Origin of the sequence: Novipirellula herctigrandis (genome assembly GCA_007859835.1) — a bacterium.
In the GTDB taxonomy this organism is placed as follows: Bacteria; Planctomycetota; Planctomycetia; order Pirellulales; family Pirellulaceae; genus Novipirellula_A; species Novipirellula_A herctigrandis.
The window spans coordinates 656036-674486 of record SJPJ01000002.1; the positions used below are offsets into that span (position 1 = coordinate 656036).

The 18451-nt window shown below is 51.4% G+C and carries 19 protein-coding genes; 11 read left to right on the forward strand and 8 right to left on the reverse strand.

The features are described from left to right. Window positions 1–324: 324 nt before the first annotated feature. Window positions 325–813, reverse strand: coding sequence for a hypothetical protein (locus CA13_RS33280; protein ID WP_146404394.1), 489 nt, complete (start codon window positions 811–813; stop codon window positions 325–327). 210 nt (window positions 814–1023) lie between these two features. Here CA13_RS33280 and CA13_RS33285 point away from each other — a divergent pair, with 210 nt between their 5' ends. Beyond that, window positions 1024–1518, forward strand: a complete 495-nt coding sequence (locus tag CA13_RS33285; protein WP_146404395.1) for an FKBP-type peptidyl-prolyl cis-trans isomerase — start codon at window positions 1024–1026, stop codon at window positions 1516–1518. 20 nt (window positions 1519–1538) lie between these two features. Here the strand turns inward: CA13_RS33285 and hcp are convergent, their stop codons facing one another. Further along, window positions 1539–2864: a hydroxylamine reductase gene (hcp, locus tag CA13_RS33290; protein ID WP_473087525.1), complete on the reverse strand. Its 1326-nt coding sequence runs from the start codon at window positions 2862–2864 to the stop codon at window positions 1539–1541. 111 nt (window positions 2865–2975) lie between these two features. On the opposite strand from hcp, the gene CA13_RS33295 reads away from it, so the two are divergent. Continuing rightward, the gene (locus CA13_RS33295; RefSeq protein WP_419195288.1) at window positions 2976–3695 is read left to right on the forward strand and encodes a Crp/Fnr family transcriptional regulator; all 720 of its coding nucleotides are present in this window, start codon (window positions 2976–2978) and stop codon (window positions 3693–3695) included. Between the two features lie 59 nt (window positions 3696–3754). Here CA13_RS33295 and CA13_RS33300 read toward each other — a convergent pair whose 3' ends face one another. The 4 genes from CA13_RS33300 to CA13_RS33315 form a co-directional block, all read right to left on the reverse strand. After that, complete coding sequence (locus CA13_RS33300; protein ID WP_146404396.1) at window positions 3755–4546, reverse strand: hydroxypyruvate isomerase family protein; 792 nt, start codon at window positions 4544–4546, stop codon at window positions 3755–3757. Window positions 4547–4629: 83 nt separating this feature from the next. Then, on the reverse strand, window positions 4630–6498 hold the full coding sequence (locus tag CA13_RS33305; RefSeq protein WP_146404397.1) for a CRTAC1 family protein: 1869 nt from the start codon (window positions 6496–6498) through the stop codon (window positions 4630–4632). A gap of 15 nt (window positions 6499–6513) precedes the next feature. Continuing rightward, a complete protein-coding gene (locus CA13_RS33310) occupies window positions 6514–9366 on the reverse strand; it encodes a multiheme c-type cytochrome (protein ID WP_146404398.1) in 2853 nt (950 codons plus the stop codon). 218 nt (window positions 9367–9584) lie between these two features. Further along, window positions 9585–10049, reverse strand: a complete 465-nt coding sequence (locus tag CA13_RS33315) for a hypothetical protein (RefSeq protein ID WP_146404399.1) — start codon at window positions 10047–10049, stop codon at window positions 9585–9587. Window positions 10050–10186: 137 nt separating this feature from the next. Between CA13_RS33315 and CA13_RS33320 the strand changes: the two genes are divergently transcribed. The 9 genes from CA13_RS33320 (at window position 10187) to CA13_RS33360 (ending at window position 16665) form a co-directional block, all read left to right on the forward strand. Beyond that, the gene (locus tag CA13_RS33320) at window positions 10187–10753 is read left to right on the forward strand and encodes an RNA polymerase sigma factor (protein ID WP_146404400.1); all 567 of its coding nucleotides are present in this window, start codon (window positions 10187–10189) and stop codon (window positions 10751–10753) included. Beyond that, window positions 10746–11165, forward strand: coding sequence for a hypothetical protein (locus CA13_RS33325; protein ID WP_146404401.1), 420 nt, complete (start codon window positions 10746–10748; stop codon window positions 11163–11165). The genes CA13_RS33320 and CA13_RS33325 overlap by 8 nt, the downstream gene beginning before the upstream one ends. A 204-nt stretch (window positions 11166–11369) precedes the next feature. Beyond that, window positions 11370–12290: a hypothetical protein gene (locus CA13_RS33330; protein WP_146404402.1), complete on the forward strand. Its 921-nt coding sequence runs from the start codon at window positions 11370–11372 to the stop codon at window positions 12288–12290. 4 nt (window positions 12291–12294) lie between these two features. Next, window positions 12295–13320: a type II secretion system F family protein gene (locus CA13_RS33335; RefSeq protein WP_146404403.1), complete on the forward strand. Its 1026-nt coding sequence runs from the start codon at window positions 12295–12297 to the stop codon at window positions 13318–13320. After that, window positions 13320–14450 (forward strand): type II secretion system F family protein, encoded by a 1131-nt coding sequence (locus CA13_RS33340; RefSeq protein WP_146404404.1) that lies wholly within the window; start codon window positions 13320–13322, stop codon window positions 14448–14450. Before CA13_RS33335 ends, CA13_RS33340 begins: the two co-directional genes overlap by 1 nt. Further along, window positions 14447–14824, forward strand: coding sequence for a type IV pilus modification PilV family protein (locus tag CA13_RS33345; protein ID WP_146404405.1), 378 nt, complete (start codon window positions 14447–14449; stop codon window positions 14822–14824). The genes CA13_RS33340 and CA13_RS33345 overlap by 4 nt, the downstream gene beginning before the upstream one ends. Next, the gene (locus tag CA13_RS33350) at window positions 14821–15330 is read left to right on the forward strand and encodes a PulJ/GspJ family protein (protein WP_146404406.1); all 510 of its coding nucleotides are present in this window, start codon (window positions 14821–14823) and stop codon (window positions 15328–15330) included. The genes CA13_RS33345 and CA13_RS33350 overlap by 4 nt, the downstream gene beginning before the upstream one ends. Continuing rightward, entirely contained in the window at window positions 15327–15785 is a 459-nt protein-coding gene (locus tag CA13_RS33355) for a hypothetical protein (RefSeq protein ID WP_146404407.1), read from the forward strand. The genes CA13_RS33350 and CA13_RS33355 overlap by 4 nt, the downstream gene beginning before the upstream one ends. Beyond that, window positions 15769–16665, forward strand: a complete 897-nt coding sequence (locus CA13_RS33360; RefSeq protein ID WP_146404408.1) for a DUF1559 domain-containing protein — start codon at window positions 15769–15771, stop codon at window positions 16663–16665. The genes CA13_RS33355 and CA13_RS33360 overlap by 17 nt, the downstream gene beginning before the upstream one ends. 11 nt (window positions 16666–16676) lie before the next feature. On the opposite strand, the gene CA13_RS33365 is transcribed toward CA13_RS33360, so the two are convergent. Continuing rightward, on the reverse strand, window positions 16677–17414 hold the full coding sequence (locus CA13_RS33365) for an N-formylglutamate amidohydrolase (protein WP_419195289.1): 738 nt from the start codon (window positions 17412–17414) through the stop codon (window positions 16677–16679). Window positions 17415–17537: 123 nt separating this feature from the next. After that, the gene (locus CA13_RS33370; protein ID WP_146404410.1) at window positions 17538–18449 is read right to left on the reverse strand and encodes a hypothetical protein; all 912 of its coding nucleotides are present in this window, start codon (window positions 18447–18449) and stop codon (window positions 17538–17540) included. Window positions 18450–18451 lie beyond the last annotated feature (2 nt).

Below are 18451 nucleotides of genomic sequence, written 5' to 3' on the forward strand. Positions count from 1 at the left end.
GGGAAGTTGAGTTCGAATACTACTGTGCGTTCTGATCGATCGCAATGACTTATTGAAGCAAAGGACAAATCACCAGCCCGCTTTGCCATGCAATTTGCCACGCACCTGATTCGGTAAGCAATCAGTATCTCGAGCGACTGATTTGATTCGTAACGAAGAGCGTCTTGAGCAGCGTATTTGTTTACTTACAACACTGTGCTACTGAGGAGGAGTTGCAATTCGTCGACATGCGACCGAACGGCTAACTGTTAAATGTGTGACATATTGGCCCATCGCCACCGACCGAACAGTCGCAATTGGATGGTAGTGCAAACCGTGACTGCACTAGGAATCGAAATTAATTTCGGTGACCCCACGAGCCTTGCTAGGCAGTTTTCCGGTGATAGTCACTTCGGTGATCGGATAGCGTCCAGGGGCAAAACGCTGGTTCGCCTTCGTCATAAAGATGCCTTGAGGAAGCACCAACGTTTCCCCTTTTTCAAGTGGCGGGTCACGGTACAAGAAATACTGACCATTCAAATTAATGGTCAAATTGGGAATATCAAATTCGGCTAAGTTCTTGATAACAACTACGTCCACGAGTAGCCCACCTTGAGCGCCAGGTGATTGCATGACTTGGCGGTCGAGTGAAATCTCCACGGGCAATGACTTCTCTGCCGCGCGCCCATACAAGGTGGCGTACAGACTTAGCCCAGCAAGCGGCGCAATGCATACCACCAACAACGCAATGGTCAATGCACGAGGCGACAACCGGGCCACCGGCGCGATGCTGCGGGGAGGCAAAGTTGTGGGATCGGTTTCAGATTCAGGCATTGGCTTGTTCATGTCCGCCAGTAGAGGATCGCATCGGGGCGATGAGTTGTCTTTTGTCACCACAGCATCAGTGTACGAGTTCGAAATTGCTCGACAAGCGACGCGCCATCGATCTCAGCATGGTCCCGCACGGGGTACTAAACAATTTGCAATTTCTGGTACACTTTGTCGCACTTACTGACTACCTCCACCACTTTAGGAAACCAGTTCATGACAAAATTTTTGCTATTCACCCTGATGTTCTGCCTCGTTTCGATGGTTAGCCCCGACAACACCTCAGCCGAGGACGAAAAACCGATTCTCAAACCAGGGCCTGCTGATTCTCAAGAAAAGGAGGCGCCGGGTTCTATTGACGAGGATGCCTCGGCCGAATTCAAGAAGACCGAGTCGGGCTTGAAGTATCGTATTTTGCGAAAGAGCGACAAAGCCAAACCAAAGGCGACCGATAAAGTCCAAGTCCATTACAAGGGATGGCTCGACAACAAAACGATCTTTGACAGTTCATACCGTCGCGGTCAAAAAATTGCATTTCCGCTGAACCGCGTCATCCCTGGTTGGACCGAAGGAATGCAGTTGGTCGGCGAAGGGGGAATGATCGAATTAGAAATCCCTTCCAAGATCGGCTATGGTCCCCGCGGCGCGCCACCCACCATTCCGGGTAACGCAACCTTGCACTTCATCGTCGAGCTATTCGAGATCCAATAGCGTTTGCTTGCCACGACGAACTAGGCACCGACGGCTTCGGCACAATCAGCCGCGCCGTCGGGTCCGATCAATTGCAGATTATAGACCTCCTGCAATTTCGCCATGATGTTCGGCGAAATGAATGCCGGAGCAGCGGGTCCAATCCGGATATCTTTCACGCCAAGCGACAATAGCGTTAGTAGGACTGCAACCGCTTTTTGCTCGAACCAACTCAACACAATCGTCAGAGGCAAATCGTTCACCGAACAATCAAATGCATCCGCGAGCGCGACAGCAACGGCAATCGCACCATATGCGTCGTTGCACTGGCCCATGTCCATTAGACGCGGCAACCCAAGATGTTCGCCGTAGTCAAAGCCGTTGATGCGATATTTGCCACAACCGAGCGTTAAAATGAAGCTGTCCGATGGAGTTGCCTGTGCGTAGTCGCTGTAGTAGTTTCGTCCCGGTTCAGCGCCGTCGCAACCACCAATGACAAAGAAGTGACTGATATTGCCACCTTTAACCGCTTCGACAATATCGGCAGCTTTGTCCAAAATCACTGTGCGGTGGAATCCGACGGTCGATTGTTTTTCGAGGTGTTCGACACATGGTTCGCATTTTTTTGCGCACTCGATGACCATCGAAAAGTCATCGTCAGGCACCTTCACTCCTTCGGGTACGGCCGTAGCGCGAGTGTGAAATAGACGATCTTTGTAGGCTTCACGCGGCAACAGCAAACAGTTGGTTGTCGCCAATACGGGACCAGGAAACGCCGAGAATTCGGTCTTTTGTTTTTGCCAGGCACCGCCAAAATGTCCTGCCAAATTGGGATGGTCGCCAAGCACCGGATACATGTGAGCAGGCAGCATCTCACCGTGAGTGTAGACGTTGATGTTGGTCCCCTCGACCTGTTTCAGCAACTGAAGCAAGTCGACCATATCGTGGCCGGTTACCAAAATCCCGGGCCCTGCTTTGGTACCATGATCAACCGTGGTTGGACGCGGTTTTCCGAGGGCCTCGACATGCCCTTCGTCGAGCATCTTCATTACCTTCAAATTGATCTCACCGCATTTAAGAACAAGCTCTAGCAAACTATCGACATCAAAGTTTACATTCGTTACTGTCGAAAAGAGAGCCTCTTCGATGAACGCGTTGACTTCCTCGTCCGTTTTGCCCAGCCGACGAGCATGATGAGCGTAAGAGGCCATCCCTTTGAGACCATATAGCAGGATTTCCTGCAACGACTGGACGTCTTTGTCCTTGCCGCAGACGCCCGGCTTATCACCGATTGAGCAGCCAACGCCTCGTGAGGTTTGCTCGCATTGATCACAAAACAAAGGTGGGCATACGGGAATTGCAGTCATGTTTACCGATCCATCGAAAGGGTAAGATTTAGAGATTCAAAAGTACAGAACGCATTGTCGACGCTTTTCGAAACCGACACCTTGACCTAGATCAAGCCAAAGCATTTTTCTATGAATATTCAATCCCGTTCTCAAAAAAGCCCCCGTACGGACGAGGAAGTGATTCGGTCTTGCGGGCTGTTCCGCGGCCTCGATGACACACAACGAGCGGTTTTGACGTCGATGGCGGTACGTAAACGTTTCAAACAGGGCACGCCGATCTTTGTTCAAGAGGAAGCCTGCCCAGGCCTATTCGTCGTCGATCACGGTTTGGTTCGCGTGTTCCGGCTTGCACCCAACGGCCAACAACACGTCCTGCATCTTTGCGGCCCTGGCCAGACCTTTGCCGAAGTCGCCGCGATCGGTGGATTTGCATTGCCAGCATGTGCCGACGCAGCTCAACCGGCCGGATGTGTGATGATTCCAACCGATCGGTTGCAACAGGAACTTGCGTTGAACCACCAACTCTGTCGCCAACTGCTCACGGGGATGGCATTTTGGGTTCGCCATTTCGTGCAACTTCTCGAAGACATCGCGCTGCGTGATGCAATGGGGCGAGTCACTCGTCTCCTTTACGACTCGCCATGCGATGCATCGGGGCGAATTCAGTTGCCCGGTGCGAAGAAAGACTTAGCCAATCATCTTAATTTGACAAGCGAAACCTTTTCACGCGTCCTACGTCGATTGGCAGAACAAGGAGTGATCGAGTTCGATCAAGACCGCTCAGTTCACGTGATTGATGCACAACAACTTGAACAACTCAGCGGCCAATCTCAAAATACGGACCAATAGCTAAGTATCATGTCGTCTTAGCGTTATGTCAGAGCGGCCCAGTCGAACTTTTTCAGAAACTAAACAGCGCAAATCTCAACCGATTTGCGAAGCGATTCTAAACGTTCCTGGTGACTCGGGTTTCTTTTTGCGGGGCTAAATTCAAACGCCACGTAACCGTCGTAGCCGCTATCCACAATCGCTTGCATGACCGCTGGATAATAGATTTCTTGCGTATCATCTGGCTCGTGCCGACCAGGATTCCCAGCGACATGAAAATCAGCGATGTAATCAATGTTATTGCGAATCGTGCTGATCACGTTTCCTTCCATGATCTGCATGTGATAGATGTCATACAGCAACTTAAAACGCTCCGAGCCAATCGCTTTACACAGTCGCACACCCCAATCGGTATGGTCGCACATATAACCAGGGTGATTCAACTTGCTATTGAGCAATTCCATCACCAACGTGATTCCCTTTTCTTCACACAGTGGCATCAGCCGCTTGAGCCCTTCAGCACAATTACGCAATCCCGTTGCATCGTCCATTCCATCACGATTGCCGGAGAAACAAATCAGGCTTCCAACTCCTGCATCTGCGGCTGCATTGATAACTTTTGAATAGTCTGCCACCAAATCATCGTGTAAATCGGTGCGATTGAACCCCTTGCGAAGCCCCATACCGGCCCCACTTCCAAGCGACACCGCGAGCCCATGTTTGTGGACCGTCGCCCAATCCTTGGGTGACACCAGATCCACAGCAACGATTCCCATCGCCTTGAGTTCTTCGAGAAATTCATCAAGTGGTATGTCGCGTCCGTAACCACGAGTCACACTGAGTTTGATGGCGGAATCTTGAGTGGAAGGCATAAGAATGATCCTGAAAGGCGGGAGTGCCAAACCCCCTTCAAAATGGGTGCGTTGGCGAGAATGGAGTTCTGATTATACATCCACTACTTCCGCTCCACCACGTGTGTCTGGTCCACCGTCAGGTCTTCAAGCGTTTGCGTCTTTCCGTCCGGCCATTTCACGACGGCTTTTTCAATCACGGTCGATTCACCAAGCCCAAATGTGACGGGCAATTCAACCTGCGACAAATAGCTTCGTGTCGGCATCACTTGCTTTCGACACACTTTTCCATCGACGGTCAATTCGACCCAAGATCCAATTGCATCACGATTAATCGTCACTCCGTCGCCCACCAATTTGAGTCGCACAAAGTGATGTTTACGATCTAATTCGTTCCGCAGTAGCCGTGGCTTGCGTCCTGTGGTTGCCACAAGGACATCCAAGTCACCATCCTGGTCATAATCGAGGTAGATCGCTCCACGCCCAACCATCGGTTTTAGCAAGTCATCGCCACAATGGGCTCTGTCCACTTTCAAAAACTCGGTTCCGTACTGAGCGCCGGCATTCCAAAACACCTGGGGCGGCTGCTCATAATGTTGGCTCGGTTGCACTCGGTTGATATCTTCTTCCAAATGCCCGTTCGCACAAAACAAATCCAAACGCCCGTCAAGATCATAGTCGAAGTAGAAAATACCAAACGTTAATTCTAATCGGGTACTTGGACCGAGCCCCGTCGAAACCGCTTCATCAAAAAACTGCATTCTCCCTCGGCGAGACACGTACAGCGCAGTCATCTCATTAGCAAAGTTCCCGATAGCAACCGCCATTGCACTATTTTCACGAAACGGCGTCACGTCGATTCCCATCGCGCCACGCGCACTACCACCAGAGTCAAATGCAAGTCCGGCTAAAACTCCGAATTCTTGAAATTTGCCGTCGCCCGTGTTCTTAAAGAGCAAATTCTGCACGGTGTCATTGGCCACAAGCAAATCGAGTGTACCGTTGTCGTCTAAATCACAAACGGTCACTCCAAGTGCTTTGGGCTGTTCCACCCCCGTGGCTGAATTGCGGACTTGGACTCCTGTTTCAGCCGAAATATCGGTGAATTGACCGTCTCCATCATTGCGATAAAAGTAGGGGAACACTCCCTCGAAATTTTGTGGTCGTCCGTAGGCGCGGCCACCGCCGACAAGCTGAAAATTCTGCGACACATCAAACTCCCGACTCCATTTCAAATAGTTGCCCACGAACAAATCCAAATCACTATCGTTGTCGAAGTCAAACCAAGCCGCTCCACAACTCCACGCGTCATCTGCGCCACCTAACTTCGCTGCCGCAGTGACATCCTCAAATTTGCCTTCGCCAAGGTTATGGAACAACCGATTGGGACCAACAACGGTGATGAAGACATCAACCAATCCGTCATTGTCATAGTCCCCCACCGCGACTCCCATCCCGTAAGCAGAAAAATCGAGTCCCGATCCTTTCGTAACATTCGAAAAAACGCCATCGTCGTTACGGTAAAGCCCCATGGTACTAGGTGAGTCCGACCGTTCTTTCGCACTGAGTTTTTTTTCACTGGGCCAATCGTTTGAATTGACAAACAGAATGTCTTGATCGCCATCGTTGTCAAAATCAAATGCAGCACAACCGCCACCCATCGTTTCGGGCAATAGTTTTTCACCAGTAGCACCGTTGTTGTGAACAAAGTCGATGCCGACCTCGTCTGTCACATCGGTGAACATGACTGACGGGATTTCGACTTTGGGCATTTCGCGAATTTTCACCGGAGCGAGTTTTGTTTCCTTGATTTCGGGCGGTGGTTCACGCCGTGTCGCGAAAAAAGTAATCACTCCTCCAATCGTCACCAATGCGACAATGCCGGCAAGCGAACGACGAAACGCTCGACCAATCGCTGCGTCGTCGTGATGTTCGATCTCTTCTTCGTCGATTTGAGGTGGGATCTTATTCATGTTTTGAGTTCGGCTTTATTCAGTGGTTGACGTTTTAGTATCTATTTGTAGCGACCGAATCAACGAGTATTTCACGACCGCTTCGGCCGCATGATTCGCTGCGGGATACCGTTGTCTCGCTAATCGGATCGCTCGGCCTTGTGCGTTGTCGTCTGGCTTATAGGTCAAATGCAATTCACGATGTTTGGCTGACAAGGTTTCGTCACCAAGTTTTTCGTACAACTGCTGCAAATTGTGATGTGCCGAGACATTTTCAGGATCAATCTCAAGCGTTCGTTTGAACTGCAAGACCGCTTCACTGAGGTACTGTTGAACCTCTTCATCGCGGCCTTGTCGAAAGCGAACATTGCCAAGATCAAACAACGTGCGACCGAGCAAATTGATCACCTCGATGTCGTAGCTGAAATCAAAACCGCGTCGCTGCATTTCTTCGGTATTGTCTTCAAGCACACTGCGAAGGTTCTGTTCGGCTTCCTCCAAACGACCTTGCTGCGCATTAACATCCCCTGATAACCAGGCCCACGTCCACCGCGGGAAGCCTTCGGTGTCGGCATACTTTGTCGCTCGATTGAGTGCGTCCACGGCGTCATCCAAACGTCCCTCGATGTTGAACACTCGAGCCAAATTCAATGGCCCGTCATAGCGGTCGAGCTTCTCGACTTCCAAGAACGCCTCCTCCGCTTGCCGCAATTCGCCTTTACCTTTGAGCAACAACCCGATTCCATAGTCGTTCCAACGTTGCCAGAGGGGAATTTTGCTGTCGGCGTTTTCGGGTGTCACATCAACACCTTCGATCGGGAAGACAATGGAATCGGTCGCAATCGTCGTGATCGGCAAGTCATTAACATACGCTTCGCCACGCTGAGTTCCTCGAATGGGTCGACCTAGCGCGTCCATCTTGTCGGCGACAAAGTTCATATAGTGTTGGTCAAACTTTCGGTAAAGCACCTTCACTTCGACCTTTACAGGCGCGTTAACATCTTCGGGAATATCGAGTTCGTAGTGAACCGTTTGAGCTGCACCGGGAGGCAATTGGTGGTTGTAAAGAGGCGTGAAAATATCCTCCGCATTGCGTCGGTCAATGCGTCGTCCGTCTTTGTCTAGCATAAAGACGTTCAAAAAATGCGACCACGGATCAACTTCATTTTGAGCATCCTTATTCACTTCACCGCTACGCCCGATCAACCGATCACCGCTGGTGACTTTCACATCAATCCACACTTCGTTCGAATCGGTGGTTCCTTGGGTAAAATGATGCCCTAGGTTCAATGTCCGGACCACCGCGTCGAGTAGGTATTTGCTTCCTGGTTTCAGCGTTGGAACCGACGGACGCAGCGGCGCAATCTTTTCCCCATCGATCTCGACACCTTCTCGCAGTGCAAACAAATCGATTCGCAAGTTGTCTTTTAGAAAGTCCTGATGTTTCGCCGTCACCTCTGCGCGATCTCGCAGCCAAGAAATCCCCGTATTGGCCGAGGGAAAAAGGTGGTCGTGGACACTCATAGCGTCAGCACCTTCGTAATCCTTCGCACCAAAGTCGTTCGATGCGGTAAGCGGCATGTGGCATTCGTTGCAATTGTGTTCCGCTTTCTTAGGGTAGTAAAAGCTTCTTGCGCCATGTCCCGATACGCCGCTAAGAAGATAGGAATCGTAATGATTCTGGCCTCGTAAAAATTCCTTGTAGTGATTGAGTGCGTATGGCAAATGAACCTTGTGGCAAGTCGAACAGAACTCAGCGGTTTTATGGAACGGTTTTAAGAACGTCTTTTTGTGGAAAGAGGGCTTCGCTTTGACCAACTGGTTGTTGATCCACTGAAACGCTGCATTCTCGCTATAGGCAAACGGATAGTGCAGCGGTTCTTCGATCGTGTAGTCACCGTTGCCTCGCACGCTGTTCACGTTGGTAATCGCATGACAAACGGTACACGTGATTCCTGCTTTGGCGGTGACGTGGTCGAGCATATCGAAATCGGGATCGTCAAACGCACCAGAGAAAAACGGGACTGGATCATGGCACCCTGCGCAAAAGCGAGTTCCTTTGACATTTCCGTCTCGCTCAAGCGAGACCGCTCGCGTGTCCATCACGCTGGCTAAATACGGTGGATTGTTAAATGAACTGAACCGATGAACGCTGTCAGCCCATTGTTTGTGAACATCTTCGTGACATTTCAAGCAATATTGGTCCTGCATCAATGTCTTTGCAGGAATGAAGTTTCCCGATGCAGTTCGAGAGAACGAGGGCAAGAAGTATTCGGTACCTGATTCAGGACCGACCGCATTCCAATCTCGCGGGTCCTGCATTTGCAGCGCAACCAACCCAAGAATCGAAGCGACTGCAACACCGGCAAACCCAATCCCAACTTTCCATTTGATCTTTGGCCCTACCAGTCGGTGCAGCCAATAAAGCCATACTGCAGCAAGCGGGCACGCAACATGCAACCAATAAACCACGCTGCGTGCAAACGGTTGTTTCAAATCAAAACCACTCACTCGCATCAATAGAATGCCGGTTGCCAAGACAGTTAGACTGACCGAGAACAAGGCATAACCAATCCGAAGTGCCCGCCGGTTACGCCTATTGCGCGTGTTCCACATGTGGACAAAGCCAAAAATCACTAGTGGCAAAATCAAAACAAGGCCCATCGCCAAATGAGCCAGAAACATGAATTGGTAGTAGTAATCCTGGTAGGTTTCACTACGCCACCATTCCATCAACGTGATCGTGGCAAGATACCCAGAGTTGGCGAACAACAATGCGACCAGAACGAAAACGAAGTAAAGGAGTTTGCGAAGTCGGGGACCGACCGCACGAACGTACTTCATTTTTTTAGGAGGAGTACCAGAGGAAGCAGGCGAATCCAATGACATGGGTTCTTTCCAAACGAAAGGAGCGCAATGAGATAGGTTAGAAAGCACGAACGCAACGCGAGATGTCGCAGGCACTTCATCAACAACGAATGACAACCCTTAGGTCAAGAGCTGTCAAGTGACGAATGCCAACGTGCACACACAGAAATCAAACGTTGCGTCGACTTCTGCGGCACGTCGACTTCTGCTACGCGTCGACTTCTGCTGCACCAAGAGTTCTAGAATCTCGGTGGTCGCTCGATCCCATCGCGATGGCCACTCAATCGATGACCATCATTTCCTTCAAGCGAGAAACCAATTTCGGAGAGGCCCCCCAAGTCACCAACCCAAAGCACCCCGAAATCGTTGGTTGTTTGCTCGGTGTCAGAAGCGGGCGGATTCGGAACGCGCTTCGTAGGCGATTGGCCACACAGCGGACCGCTACATTTCTTCCTGGAGGTCGGCTGCCAAGCGATAGGTGTTTCTGCAGCGGTCGCAACCGAGAGGGTGACGGTCGTTTGCTCCACAACCGGTCGATCGACGTCCTCAGAATGCGCTAGGTCCTCGGGATGCGCTAGGTCCTCGGAATGCGCTAGGTCCTCGGGATGCGCTAGCCAATCGCCACATGACGCGTCCACCTTGCCGGGAGCCAAAACACCCACCACCAAGAGAATCGCAATTGACGAAAAAAGGAAACGGAGCATCGCGACAGAAATGTGAGGAGAGGGTTAGCTCTTTAGACAAGCCGAGCAAAGGCACCATGACGCTAATTTACGAAAATCCTGGGCAAATGGTTCGGATTATTAGACAAACCGGCCGCTTTGGCGCATTCTAATGGATAATGGCTACCCTTGACAACTTTTCCGAGCAAGTCCGACTCTACGCCGGGCGGATCGCCGAAAGCAGCGCCCCTGCTTTATCGGGATTGTATGATTTAACCGCTGAACGCTTGGTGCGCTACGCGACGACGATCACATCGAACCAACACGATGCGGAGGATGCCGTGTCGGCTGCACTGGTGCGAGTCGCCAGCGAACCGAAGATTCTATTGGACGCCGAATTTCCGTGGCCCTATTTGCTCAGGATGGTCCGTAACGAGGCCTTGGTAATTTTACGGCGCAAGAAACGATGGTCCCTGCTCAGCGATCTTTCGGATTTGGTTGTGCGGCGGTATGTGAATCAAATCGAGGTTGAAGACCAAAATCGTGCTGTTTGGTTTGCCCTACGATCGTTGCCCGCGGAGCAGAGCGAAGTCGTCGTGCTAAAAGTTTGGGAGTCAATGACGTTCGCACAAATCGCTGAAGTACTCGAAATAACCTCGTCGACCGCCGCAAGCCGTTACCGCTATGCGATGGAAAAGTTGTCGGTAAAATTGCGGTCAGCCAGTGCGGAGGTGCTTCATGAATAATCCGAATCAACACCATGAGGATGGTTTGCCTCGCAGAGATTCTGACTGGAACCATGAAACATACTCCGATATCGAATCGCTTATTCGAACTGCAAGCGATTTCGTTCGTCCCAGCGAGGATCATCGTCCGCGAACTCTCGAAGCAGCCCGTGCGCGATGTGCAGATCTGCGAACCGAGCAAAAGCTAGGCGTTTTTCTTGCCTGTGCCTTGCTGGTGCTTGCGATCGTATCCCCTGGCTTTCATTACCTAAGCCGTTATCGATCACGTTTCCAAGGAACGACCGCTGCTGAGATACAAGAGCAAGCATCGATAATTTCAATCAAAGCGAACGTCAGCCCTCAATGGGGGATGTTCGAGGCGTTTAGCCAGTGGCGAGAAGACCAAGCGGAAGGTTTCCGGGGATCAAGGTAAGCGAAACTGCCGCAGTAAGTTTTCACATTGTCGCAGGTGCGGGCACGACAAGCTGTCTCCTACCACTGCTTCGCGATGCCACTAACGACTCCAATTTGGGAACAAGCGTTTTCCATTGAATGGTTAGACAAATTGGTTCTTGGTGCGCATCCATAGATTGCCGATCAGTGATGGCCGCGACCCCAAACCCAATGACGGGACACAATGCAAAACACGCTCGACCGCATCCTTGCCTTCAACGAACAGCTTGTGTTGCTGTCGCGTGCAGGATTGCCGGTGGATCTTGGTGACGGACGAGGCGCCGATTCCATAGAATCGGCGATCGAAAAGATCAATGCAGCACTAACGCTCGCAGTCGCTCGCGGCCAATCGGTCGAAGAAGTCATTCAGCAGAGCGATACAATGTCCGAATCCTATCGGCACTCTGTCGCTACACTGCTTCGCTCGGACGACTCAACCGTTGCATTGGATCGACTGACGGCAAGAGCTCGGATCCAACGCGAACTTACATTTGACCTATCGCATTGGCTGTTCCAACTCGGCGTTCTACTGCTACTGGTATTGATCGGATTCACCTATTTAATTTTCCAATCGGCCCCGCGGATCGAGAGTTATTTTGATGAACTGGGAATTGCTCCAGGACCGCTCGCCATTCTCACAACCGCACGTAACACCTATGGAATTTGGTTTCCGATCGTGCTGGGGATGCTTGTGCTTGGCGTCGTAGGGTGGAAAAAGTACGCCAACCGAATCCCGTGGTCCGCATTGCCGGGCGGAAATCGCTATGCGACCACCCGAGCCAATGCTGACACTGCAAATCGCTTGGCATCCCTTACAAACCAAAACATACCGCTTGACGATGCGATGGCGACCACGAACACAAACCCGACGACGCTTGCTCCGCTGTTACGTTGGGCAATCGAGGGCGATTTAGGGGGCGAGCCACGCGGTCGCGTACTGCAATCGGTCGCCACGATCTACGAACAAAAGGCAAACAATGCCGGGTCAATTTGGCGAGTCTTGGTTCCGTCGGTGGTAACGACGATTATAGGTGGAATCATTGCCTTAGCATTTGCATTGTCCGTGTTCTTGCCATGGGTCTATTTCTTGAATGTGCTGACATAGTCCAATGAATACTTCACTACCAACCGCATCGACAATCGAAAACCAAGTTGCTCGTTTGATTGTGCATCGGGAAACGCTTGTGCCCGCATTGTCCGCGCTGGCTGCGGAAATGCCACCAAGCAAAAGCCGAAGCGAATTGTCGCAACTCACAAAACACATCGCCTCGGGGGTATCCACACGCGAATTGCTGATAGACCCAAAAACCGTCGTATGGTTAGCTCCGATAGCGACCGCCATCGGGTGCGGTGAAGAACCGATGCAACTATCGGACGCGATTCGACACATCGCTGAAGAAACACAACTACGTAACGAGCGCCGACGTGCTTGGAGTTATCCCATCTTTGTCATCCTGGTCGCATTTTTGATCTTTATGGCATTGTCGGTTTTAGTCGTTCCGAACTTCCAGCAAATGTTTGAAGAATTCGATCTGATGCTACCGTTTCCGACACAAGTGCTATTTGAGCTGTCAAGCTCCATCACCCATCGTCCGATCGCAACAGGCTTGGGGATCATCATTGCCGCAACAGTCGCTTATGGCACGGTACGATTATGGACTCATCTCGCGATTTCAAGCCGGATGTTCGGATCTCTCGCCGTTGGAAATTCAGCAAGTCTTCGAGCGATGGCGATCATGACTGCACAATTAGCCGACTTGTTGGAACTCGGCACCAACACAGATGAAGCGTTTTGGTTCGCAGGAGACCAATGCAACCATCGGCACTATCGCAATATTGCCCACAAAATTGCCGGCCATCTTCAAAATTGCCCGACTCCAATCTCAGAATCACCTTGGGCCAGACAATTGCCAGGGAATTTAATCTACGCTGTCACGGCGGGCGACGATGGCAAACCGAATGTGCCACTGCTGAGAGCTTTGTCGGCAATGTACCGTGAACGGTTGACTCATCGCAGTGGTTGGCTCGGGGGTGCAGCATCGTACATCGCAACCTTTGTCATTGCGATACTTGTTTTCTTCGTGGTGATTGCGCTATACATGCCATTGATTGACCTAATCACGGGGTTGTCCTAATGTCAACGCTGATTGAGACAATTTTCCCAACGCTTACAAATCTGGTGCAATGCCTTGCACCTTGGTGGCGAATTTCGCCAATTTGGTCAAGCGATACGGTCGATGCAAGACAGCGTTCCCTACTGCGAATACTGGCGACCGCTCACAAGGAACGGCTTGACCCCGCCGTGTTGGTCGACCATTTGGCCAACGAGCATCGATGGAGTTACAAATGGCGACTGAAACGACTCGCCCGGCGCCTACGCGAAGGGACATTGCTTGTCGACGCACTCGAGCAGACCCCCGATGCATTGAGCGATCCGATTGTCTTGGCAGTTCGTTTTGCAACACAGTGCGGGACACTCGATGCAACCTATTCTCGACTGATCGGCGAACATGACGAGACCGACAACCGATTGCAGTATGCCATGCGTCATTCGCTAGCCTATGTCATCGTCATCGGTCTAATTGCATGCCTGATCACCCTCTTTCAGATGACGTTTATCATTCCAACCATCGTCAAAATGGAACGAGATTTTAGCGATGCATCGGAACAAATCAGCTCGGCATCGGTACTGAAATCCCTAATATCGGTTTCTCATTTCATCGCGGACTACTTCCCGATGCTCCTGATGCTGATGGTGCTCATTTTTTTGATTTTCAAAGTCGGAAACATTCGCCGACTGTTTCGCCGCGGGCTAGCGGGCAGATGGTTTAGTGCCGTGGCAAAACGGCGATCGGCCCAATTGCTTGAATTACTTGCGGATAGTTTGGAAGCCGGTCGCCCCTTATCCGGATCATTTTCGACTCTTGCTCGCTATCACTTCGACACCCGCATTCGCCATAAGTTGTTGATTGCAAGAAATGAAATCGAACAAGGTGCGAAGCCTTGGGACAGTTTGGCCGAAGTGCAATTGATTTCCCCAGCAGAATCGAAAGCGATCGCTCACTCGTCAACGAAAACCGACCGCGTTTGGACGCTTCGACGTGTTGCCAATTGGCAAAGCAAAAAGCTCAGTCGCTCGCGAGAAAACCGATCAACCCTCTTTCAACCGATCGCCGTCATGGCATTGGCTTCCTTTGTACTTTGGATTGGCTATGCCTATTTTCAGTTCCTCTACAACCTCGTTCAGAATTTGGCAAAACCATGAAGCCTCGATCAGGCGTCACGCTTACCGAACTGTTGGTTGCCGCAACCGTCGTGGTCACCGGCATGGCGATTGTCGCTCCGCTAGCGATCCGCTCAGGCCGAATGTGGCTGGAAACGCGAGCACAACATATCGCAATGGATGAGTTATCGAACCAACTTGAGCAAATTATTAGTTTGCCTGCGAACGAATTACCTGCTGAATTGCCAAGGCTTGCTGCATCCGATTGGGCAACCGAACGGTTGCCGGGCGTGCAACTCAACGGCGAACGATTAGGTCACGATGCGGTTCGCGTATCGATCAATTGGACCCGCGTCGGTGATCCCAAACCCATTGAGTTGATTGGATGGATCAGCCCACAGGAGACATCCGAATGAGACACAACTCAACATTTGGCCATACACTGATCGAAGTGGTCGTAACTCTTTCGCTTGGCACGTCGCTGACGGGTTTGGCGGTTGGTTTGGTTCACCAAGCGATGACGATCAAATCCATTTCCAACGATCGAGCGGATCATGACCGAGATGCCGAGCGACTTGTTTGGCAATTCCGCGAGGATGTTGTTCGAGCGGAGTCCGCTGACAGCCTCAATCCCGAGAACATCGAATTTCGGAGCAAAGCCCCGAGGGAAATCAACTATGCCGCGGACAACAACCGCGTAACGCGAATCGAAACCGTCGACAATGATCTGGTTCGACGGGAAACCTATGAGCTTGCTGAAACATTCGTCGCCCGGTTCGCAGTAAACGAAAAAATGAATGAAGCCACGATAGTGATCGTTTGCATGGCCAACCTTGATGGCGAGCGAATCGATCGAAAAGTCAACGTGCACATCGGCAGGTGGAGTCGTTATCAACACCGAACCGAGAAGGTGGAACCATGATCCGCGAAGACAGGCAGTCAACCAATCGAACCGGAGCGTTCTTGATCGCAGCATTGGTTTGTTTATTAGTATCAACCACCCTTGCTGTTGCAGCCATCCGTTCCGCCGTGGTAGCCCAACGTGAACTAAGAATTCAAAAGCAACGGCTTCAGACCGAGTTTTTATTGGGTGCTGCGATCGCTCGCGCGGCCCACAAGGTCAACACATCTGGCGAGTACGCCGGCGAGACTTGGATACCCAGTGAATTGGTCCAAACATGGCCATTGGCGGAAGCCGACATCACGGTTAAACCGATTGAGGATTCAAACGAGCTCGAAGTCCATGTGACTGCGAGATTGTCGACGATTTCGGACAATCGCACAAACATGCAGTCCTACCGCACTCAACGCAGTTACAAATTCACCCTTTCCGCATCCCCAACCTTGGAGTCTTCCGAAGATGCAAATTCCAAATAAAGATTTTTCGCGAACGACTCGGTCCGCGTTCACATTGGTTGAGCTTCTTGTCGTGATCGCAATCATTGGCGTTTTGGTCGGCCTACTTCTGCCAGCAGTCCAAGCGGCTCGCGAAGCAGCCCGGCGATCAAGTTGCATGAACAACAATGTCCAACTTGGGCTTGCGATCCACCATCACGAATTCAGTCACGAACGATTGCCGTCGGGCGTAATCGACGAAACTGGTCCGATTAGAAATGAACCGATCGGCAATCATATAAGCTGGATGGTTCAAATCTTGCCGTTTATCGAACAGCAGCCGGCGTATAAGCATTATGAGTTGTCCGCAGGATCTTATGCGACACAGAACGCCCCGGTGCGAACATTGGAAATCCCAACCTTTCGTTGTCCGTCGTGCCCAATTTCTTCGTCCGACATCACCGTATCGGTTGATGGTGAAATGAGGGACGTCCGCGTGAGTGATTACGCAGGATGCCATCACTCAACCGAAGCTCCGATTGATGAAGACAACAACGGCCTATTGTTTTTGAATAGCCGCATTCGGTTCGCGGAAATATTGGACGGCAGCTCCCAGACAATCCTGATCGGCGAGGCAATCCCTAGCAAAGGATCACTCGGTTGGGTCAGCGGAACGCGGTCGACTCTTCGCAACACCGGATCCAAGATCAATAGCGGAAAGACAGACATCATGCAAAGCACCGCCGAAGTGGATGTCGGCTCGCTGACCGTCGGCGGTTTTAGCAGCTTTCACCAAGGCGGGGCAAACTTTGTCTTTGCCGATGGTTCCGTTAGGTTTTTGTCCGAAACAATTGATCCCGAGTTGTTGCAGCAACTTGGAAACCGAGCCGATGGTGAATTATTGAAGAACGGCGTTTATTGAACGGTTGTGCTCTAAGCGACGTCGCGAGTCTCTGGGACAAAACTCTGTGGCGCCAAATCGACTTCGGCCATTAACGCGAGCGATCGACACATCCCATCGATCGCCTCGTCGCGACGCAACAACGGACGCCCCACCCAGGCGCGATTCAGTAGCACTTCGATACCGATGTATTGCTCTGCGGAAAATTCACTGCGCATCGCAGTGACAATGCTCTCGGTCGTTCCCCGACGTGGATAATTGCGACGAACGCGGACCATTGGCACCTCTTCGTACATCTCGTCGATCCAATCGAGAGAAAAATCCACTTCATCGGTCCGCGAAGGGTCGTACAACAATCCGACATCGGTACGTCTTAGTTTTCCGTCTTTGCGAAGCGCGAAGGAACGCATCGATACATGGATGACGTATCCGCTGAGGTTAATTGCTTGGTGCAATCCCCGTTTTAGCTCTTGTCGATACGGTTGATGGACCTCTGCAATCAATCCTTGACGCTGCGTTTCATTGAACTTCCGAGCCGTCGAGGGAAACACATTTCGATGGCGAACTGAACGAGTGACATCAATCAGCTCCGAGGCATAGGGGTTTAGATGGATGGCACAACCGAGAAATCCAGCGATCCGCGTAGCAGCGTACCGAGCGGGCTGGTCAACAAACGGTTTCGGCTCCGATTCTTGCGGCGGCGTGATTGAATCGATCAGCCACGAAGGGACGCGCGTACCTCCCGTTTCACAGCTAATCAGAACCGTCATCATGAAAATCCTAGTATTTTCCCAGGCAAACCACTCACCCGAAAAGTAAAAAATCGCCTCGCCAAGGAGTGTACTCTTTGAATCGATCCCAGGTAAACGTCGGATTTACGAGGAAAACAGCCCCTATTCTTCCATTTTGACACTTCCAAACGGCATCGGAGCCCCTTCACTCGTGACCCACGCCCGACCGTTATCGTCCACCGCAACGGCTTCGACTTGCCTCCATCGGGGGATCTTGACCGGCGCGGGGACAGTTCGGATTTGATCGGCGATCCGCATTTCCCGATCCTTACAGCGAACACAAAAACCATTCCAGTAGTTGACGACCCATAAATCACCGGTAGCAGAATCAAAATCCGCTCCGGTTACCATCGGCATTGCGATGGCGCCGACGTAGCTCGCTTCGATGGCATGAGAAAAGGGGAGCGGTCGTTCAAAAGTCGACAACGGAATCGAATAGACCCTGCAAATTGGCAACGCTGACTTGGTTAGCAGTAATACTTGGCCACGACTACTATCGACCGCCACCGCTTCACAATCTCGGGGACCATCGGGATAAGTAACCGTCATCGCTCCAAATTGGTCCGTCGCGGTGTCCGTTGTTGGATCAGGTTCATCGACAATCAACAGCGAAATCGATGCTCGTTTGTGGAGGTTGTCACCGCAATCCGCCAACAGCAATCTGTTTTGACCGTTATGGCAAAACGCCGCCATATCTTCCCAATCAACAGCCGGGGCGGATTTCAATTTACAAACACCTACCCGTTTGGCATCGCAATCGAATGCAAATACCCTAGCCGTATCCCCCGAATCATTGTGCGTCCAAAAGTATCCTGGTACGCGCCGCGATGATGCCAAACCACTACTTTCAGACACTGCTGGTTCGTTCAGATAAACCGGAACCTCTGACTTTTCGGGTAGATTGCGTGCGGCAATCGCCGGATTTTGTGCATTGTTACTTTGCAGGCCCACCGATTCCGATAGGATGAAAAGCAGGAAGAGAGACACTCCCAGTGGACGAAAGCAAACGAACATCA

What these genes read in the sequence shown, in the direction of transcription:
- CA13_RS33315 (WP_146404399.1), bottom strand. Translation starts at nt 10,049, where the DNA reads ATGCTCCGTTTCCTTTTTTCGTCAATTGCGATTCTCTTGGTGGTGGGT.
- CA13_RS33335 (WP_146404403.1), top strand. Translation starts at nt 12,295, where the DNA reads ATGAATACTTCACTACCAACCGCATCGACAATCGAAAACCAAGTTGCT.
- CA13_RS33310 (WP_146404398.1), bottom strand. Translation starts at nt 9,366, where the DNA reads ATGTCATTGGATTCGCCTGCTTCCTCTGGTACTCCTCCTAAAAAAATG.
- CA13_RS33365 (WP_419195289.1), bottom strand. Translation starts at nt 17,414, where the DNA reads ATGACGGTTCTGATTAGCTGTGAAACGGGAGGTACGCGCGTCCCTTCG.
- CA13_RS33350 (WP_146404406.1), top strand. Translation starts at nt 14,821, where the DNA reads ATGAGACACAACTCAACATTTGGCCATACACTGATCGAAGTGGTCGTA.
- CA13_RS33295 (WP_419195288.1), top strand. Translation starts at nt 2,976, where the DNA reads ATGAATATTCAATCCCGTTCTCAAAAAAGCCCCCGTACGGACGAGGAA.
- CA13_RS33300 (WP_146404396.1), bottom strand. Translation starts at nt 4,546, where the DNA reads ATGCCTTCCACTCAAGATTCCGCCATCAAACTCAGTGTGACTCGTGGT.
- CA13_RS33320 (WP_146404400.1), top strand. Translation starts at nt 10,187, where the DNA reads ATGGCTACCCTTGACAACTTTTCCGAGCAAGTCCGACTCTACGCCGGG.
- CA13_RS33370 (WP_146404410.1), bottom strand. Translation starts at nt 18,449, where the DNA reads ATGTTCGTTTGCTTTCGTCCACTGGGAGTGTCTCTCTTCCTGCTTTTC.
- CA13_RS33345 (WP_146404405.1), top strand. Translation starts at nt 14,447, where the DNA reads ATGAAGCCTCGATCAGGCGTCACGCTTACCGAACTGTTGGTTGCCGCA.
- CA13_RS33280 (WP_146404394.1), bottom strand. Translation starts at nt 813, where the DNA reads ATGCCTGAATCTGAAACCGATCCCACAACTTTGCCTCCCCGCAGCATC.
- CA13_RS33305 (WP_146404397.1), bottom strand. Translation starts at nt 6,498, where the DNA reads ATGAATAAGATCCCACCTCAAATCGACGAAGAAGAGATCGAACATCAC.
- CA13_RS33330 (WP_146404402.1), top strand. Translation starts at nt 11,370, where the DNA reads ATGCAAAACACGCTCGACCGCATCCTTGCCTTCAACGAACAGCTTGTG.
- CA13_RS33360 (WP_146404408.1), top strand. Translation starts at nt 15,769, where the DNA reads ATGCAAATTCCAAATAAAGATTTTTCGCGAACGACTCGGTCCGCGTTC.
- CA13_RS33355 (WP_146404407.1), top strand. Translation starts at nt 15,327, where the DNA reads ATGATCCGCGAAGACAGGCAGTCAACCAATCGAACCGGAGCGTTCTTG.
- CA13_RS33340 (WP_146404404.1), top strand. Translation starts at nt 13,320, where the DNA reads ATGTCAACGCTGATTGAGACAATTTTCCCAACGCTTACAAATCTGGTG.
- CA13_RS33325 (WP_146404401.1), top strand. Translation starts at nt 10,746, where the DNA reads ATGAATAATCCGAATCAACACCATGAGGATGGTTTGCCTCGCAGAGAT.
- hcp (WP_473087525.1), bottom strand. Translation starts at nt 2,864, where the DNA reads ATGACTGCAATTCCCGTATGCCCACCTTTGTTTTGTGATCAATGCGAG.
- CA13_RS33285 (WP_146404395.1), top strand. Translation starts at nt 1,024, where the DNA reads ATGACAAAATTTTTGCTATTCACCCTGATGTTCTGCCTCGTTTCGATG.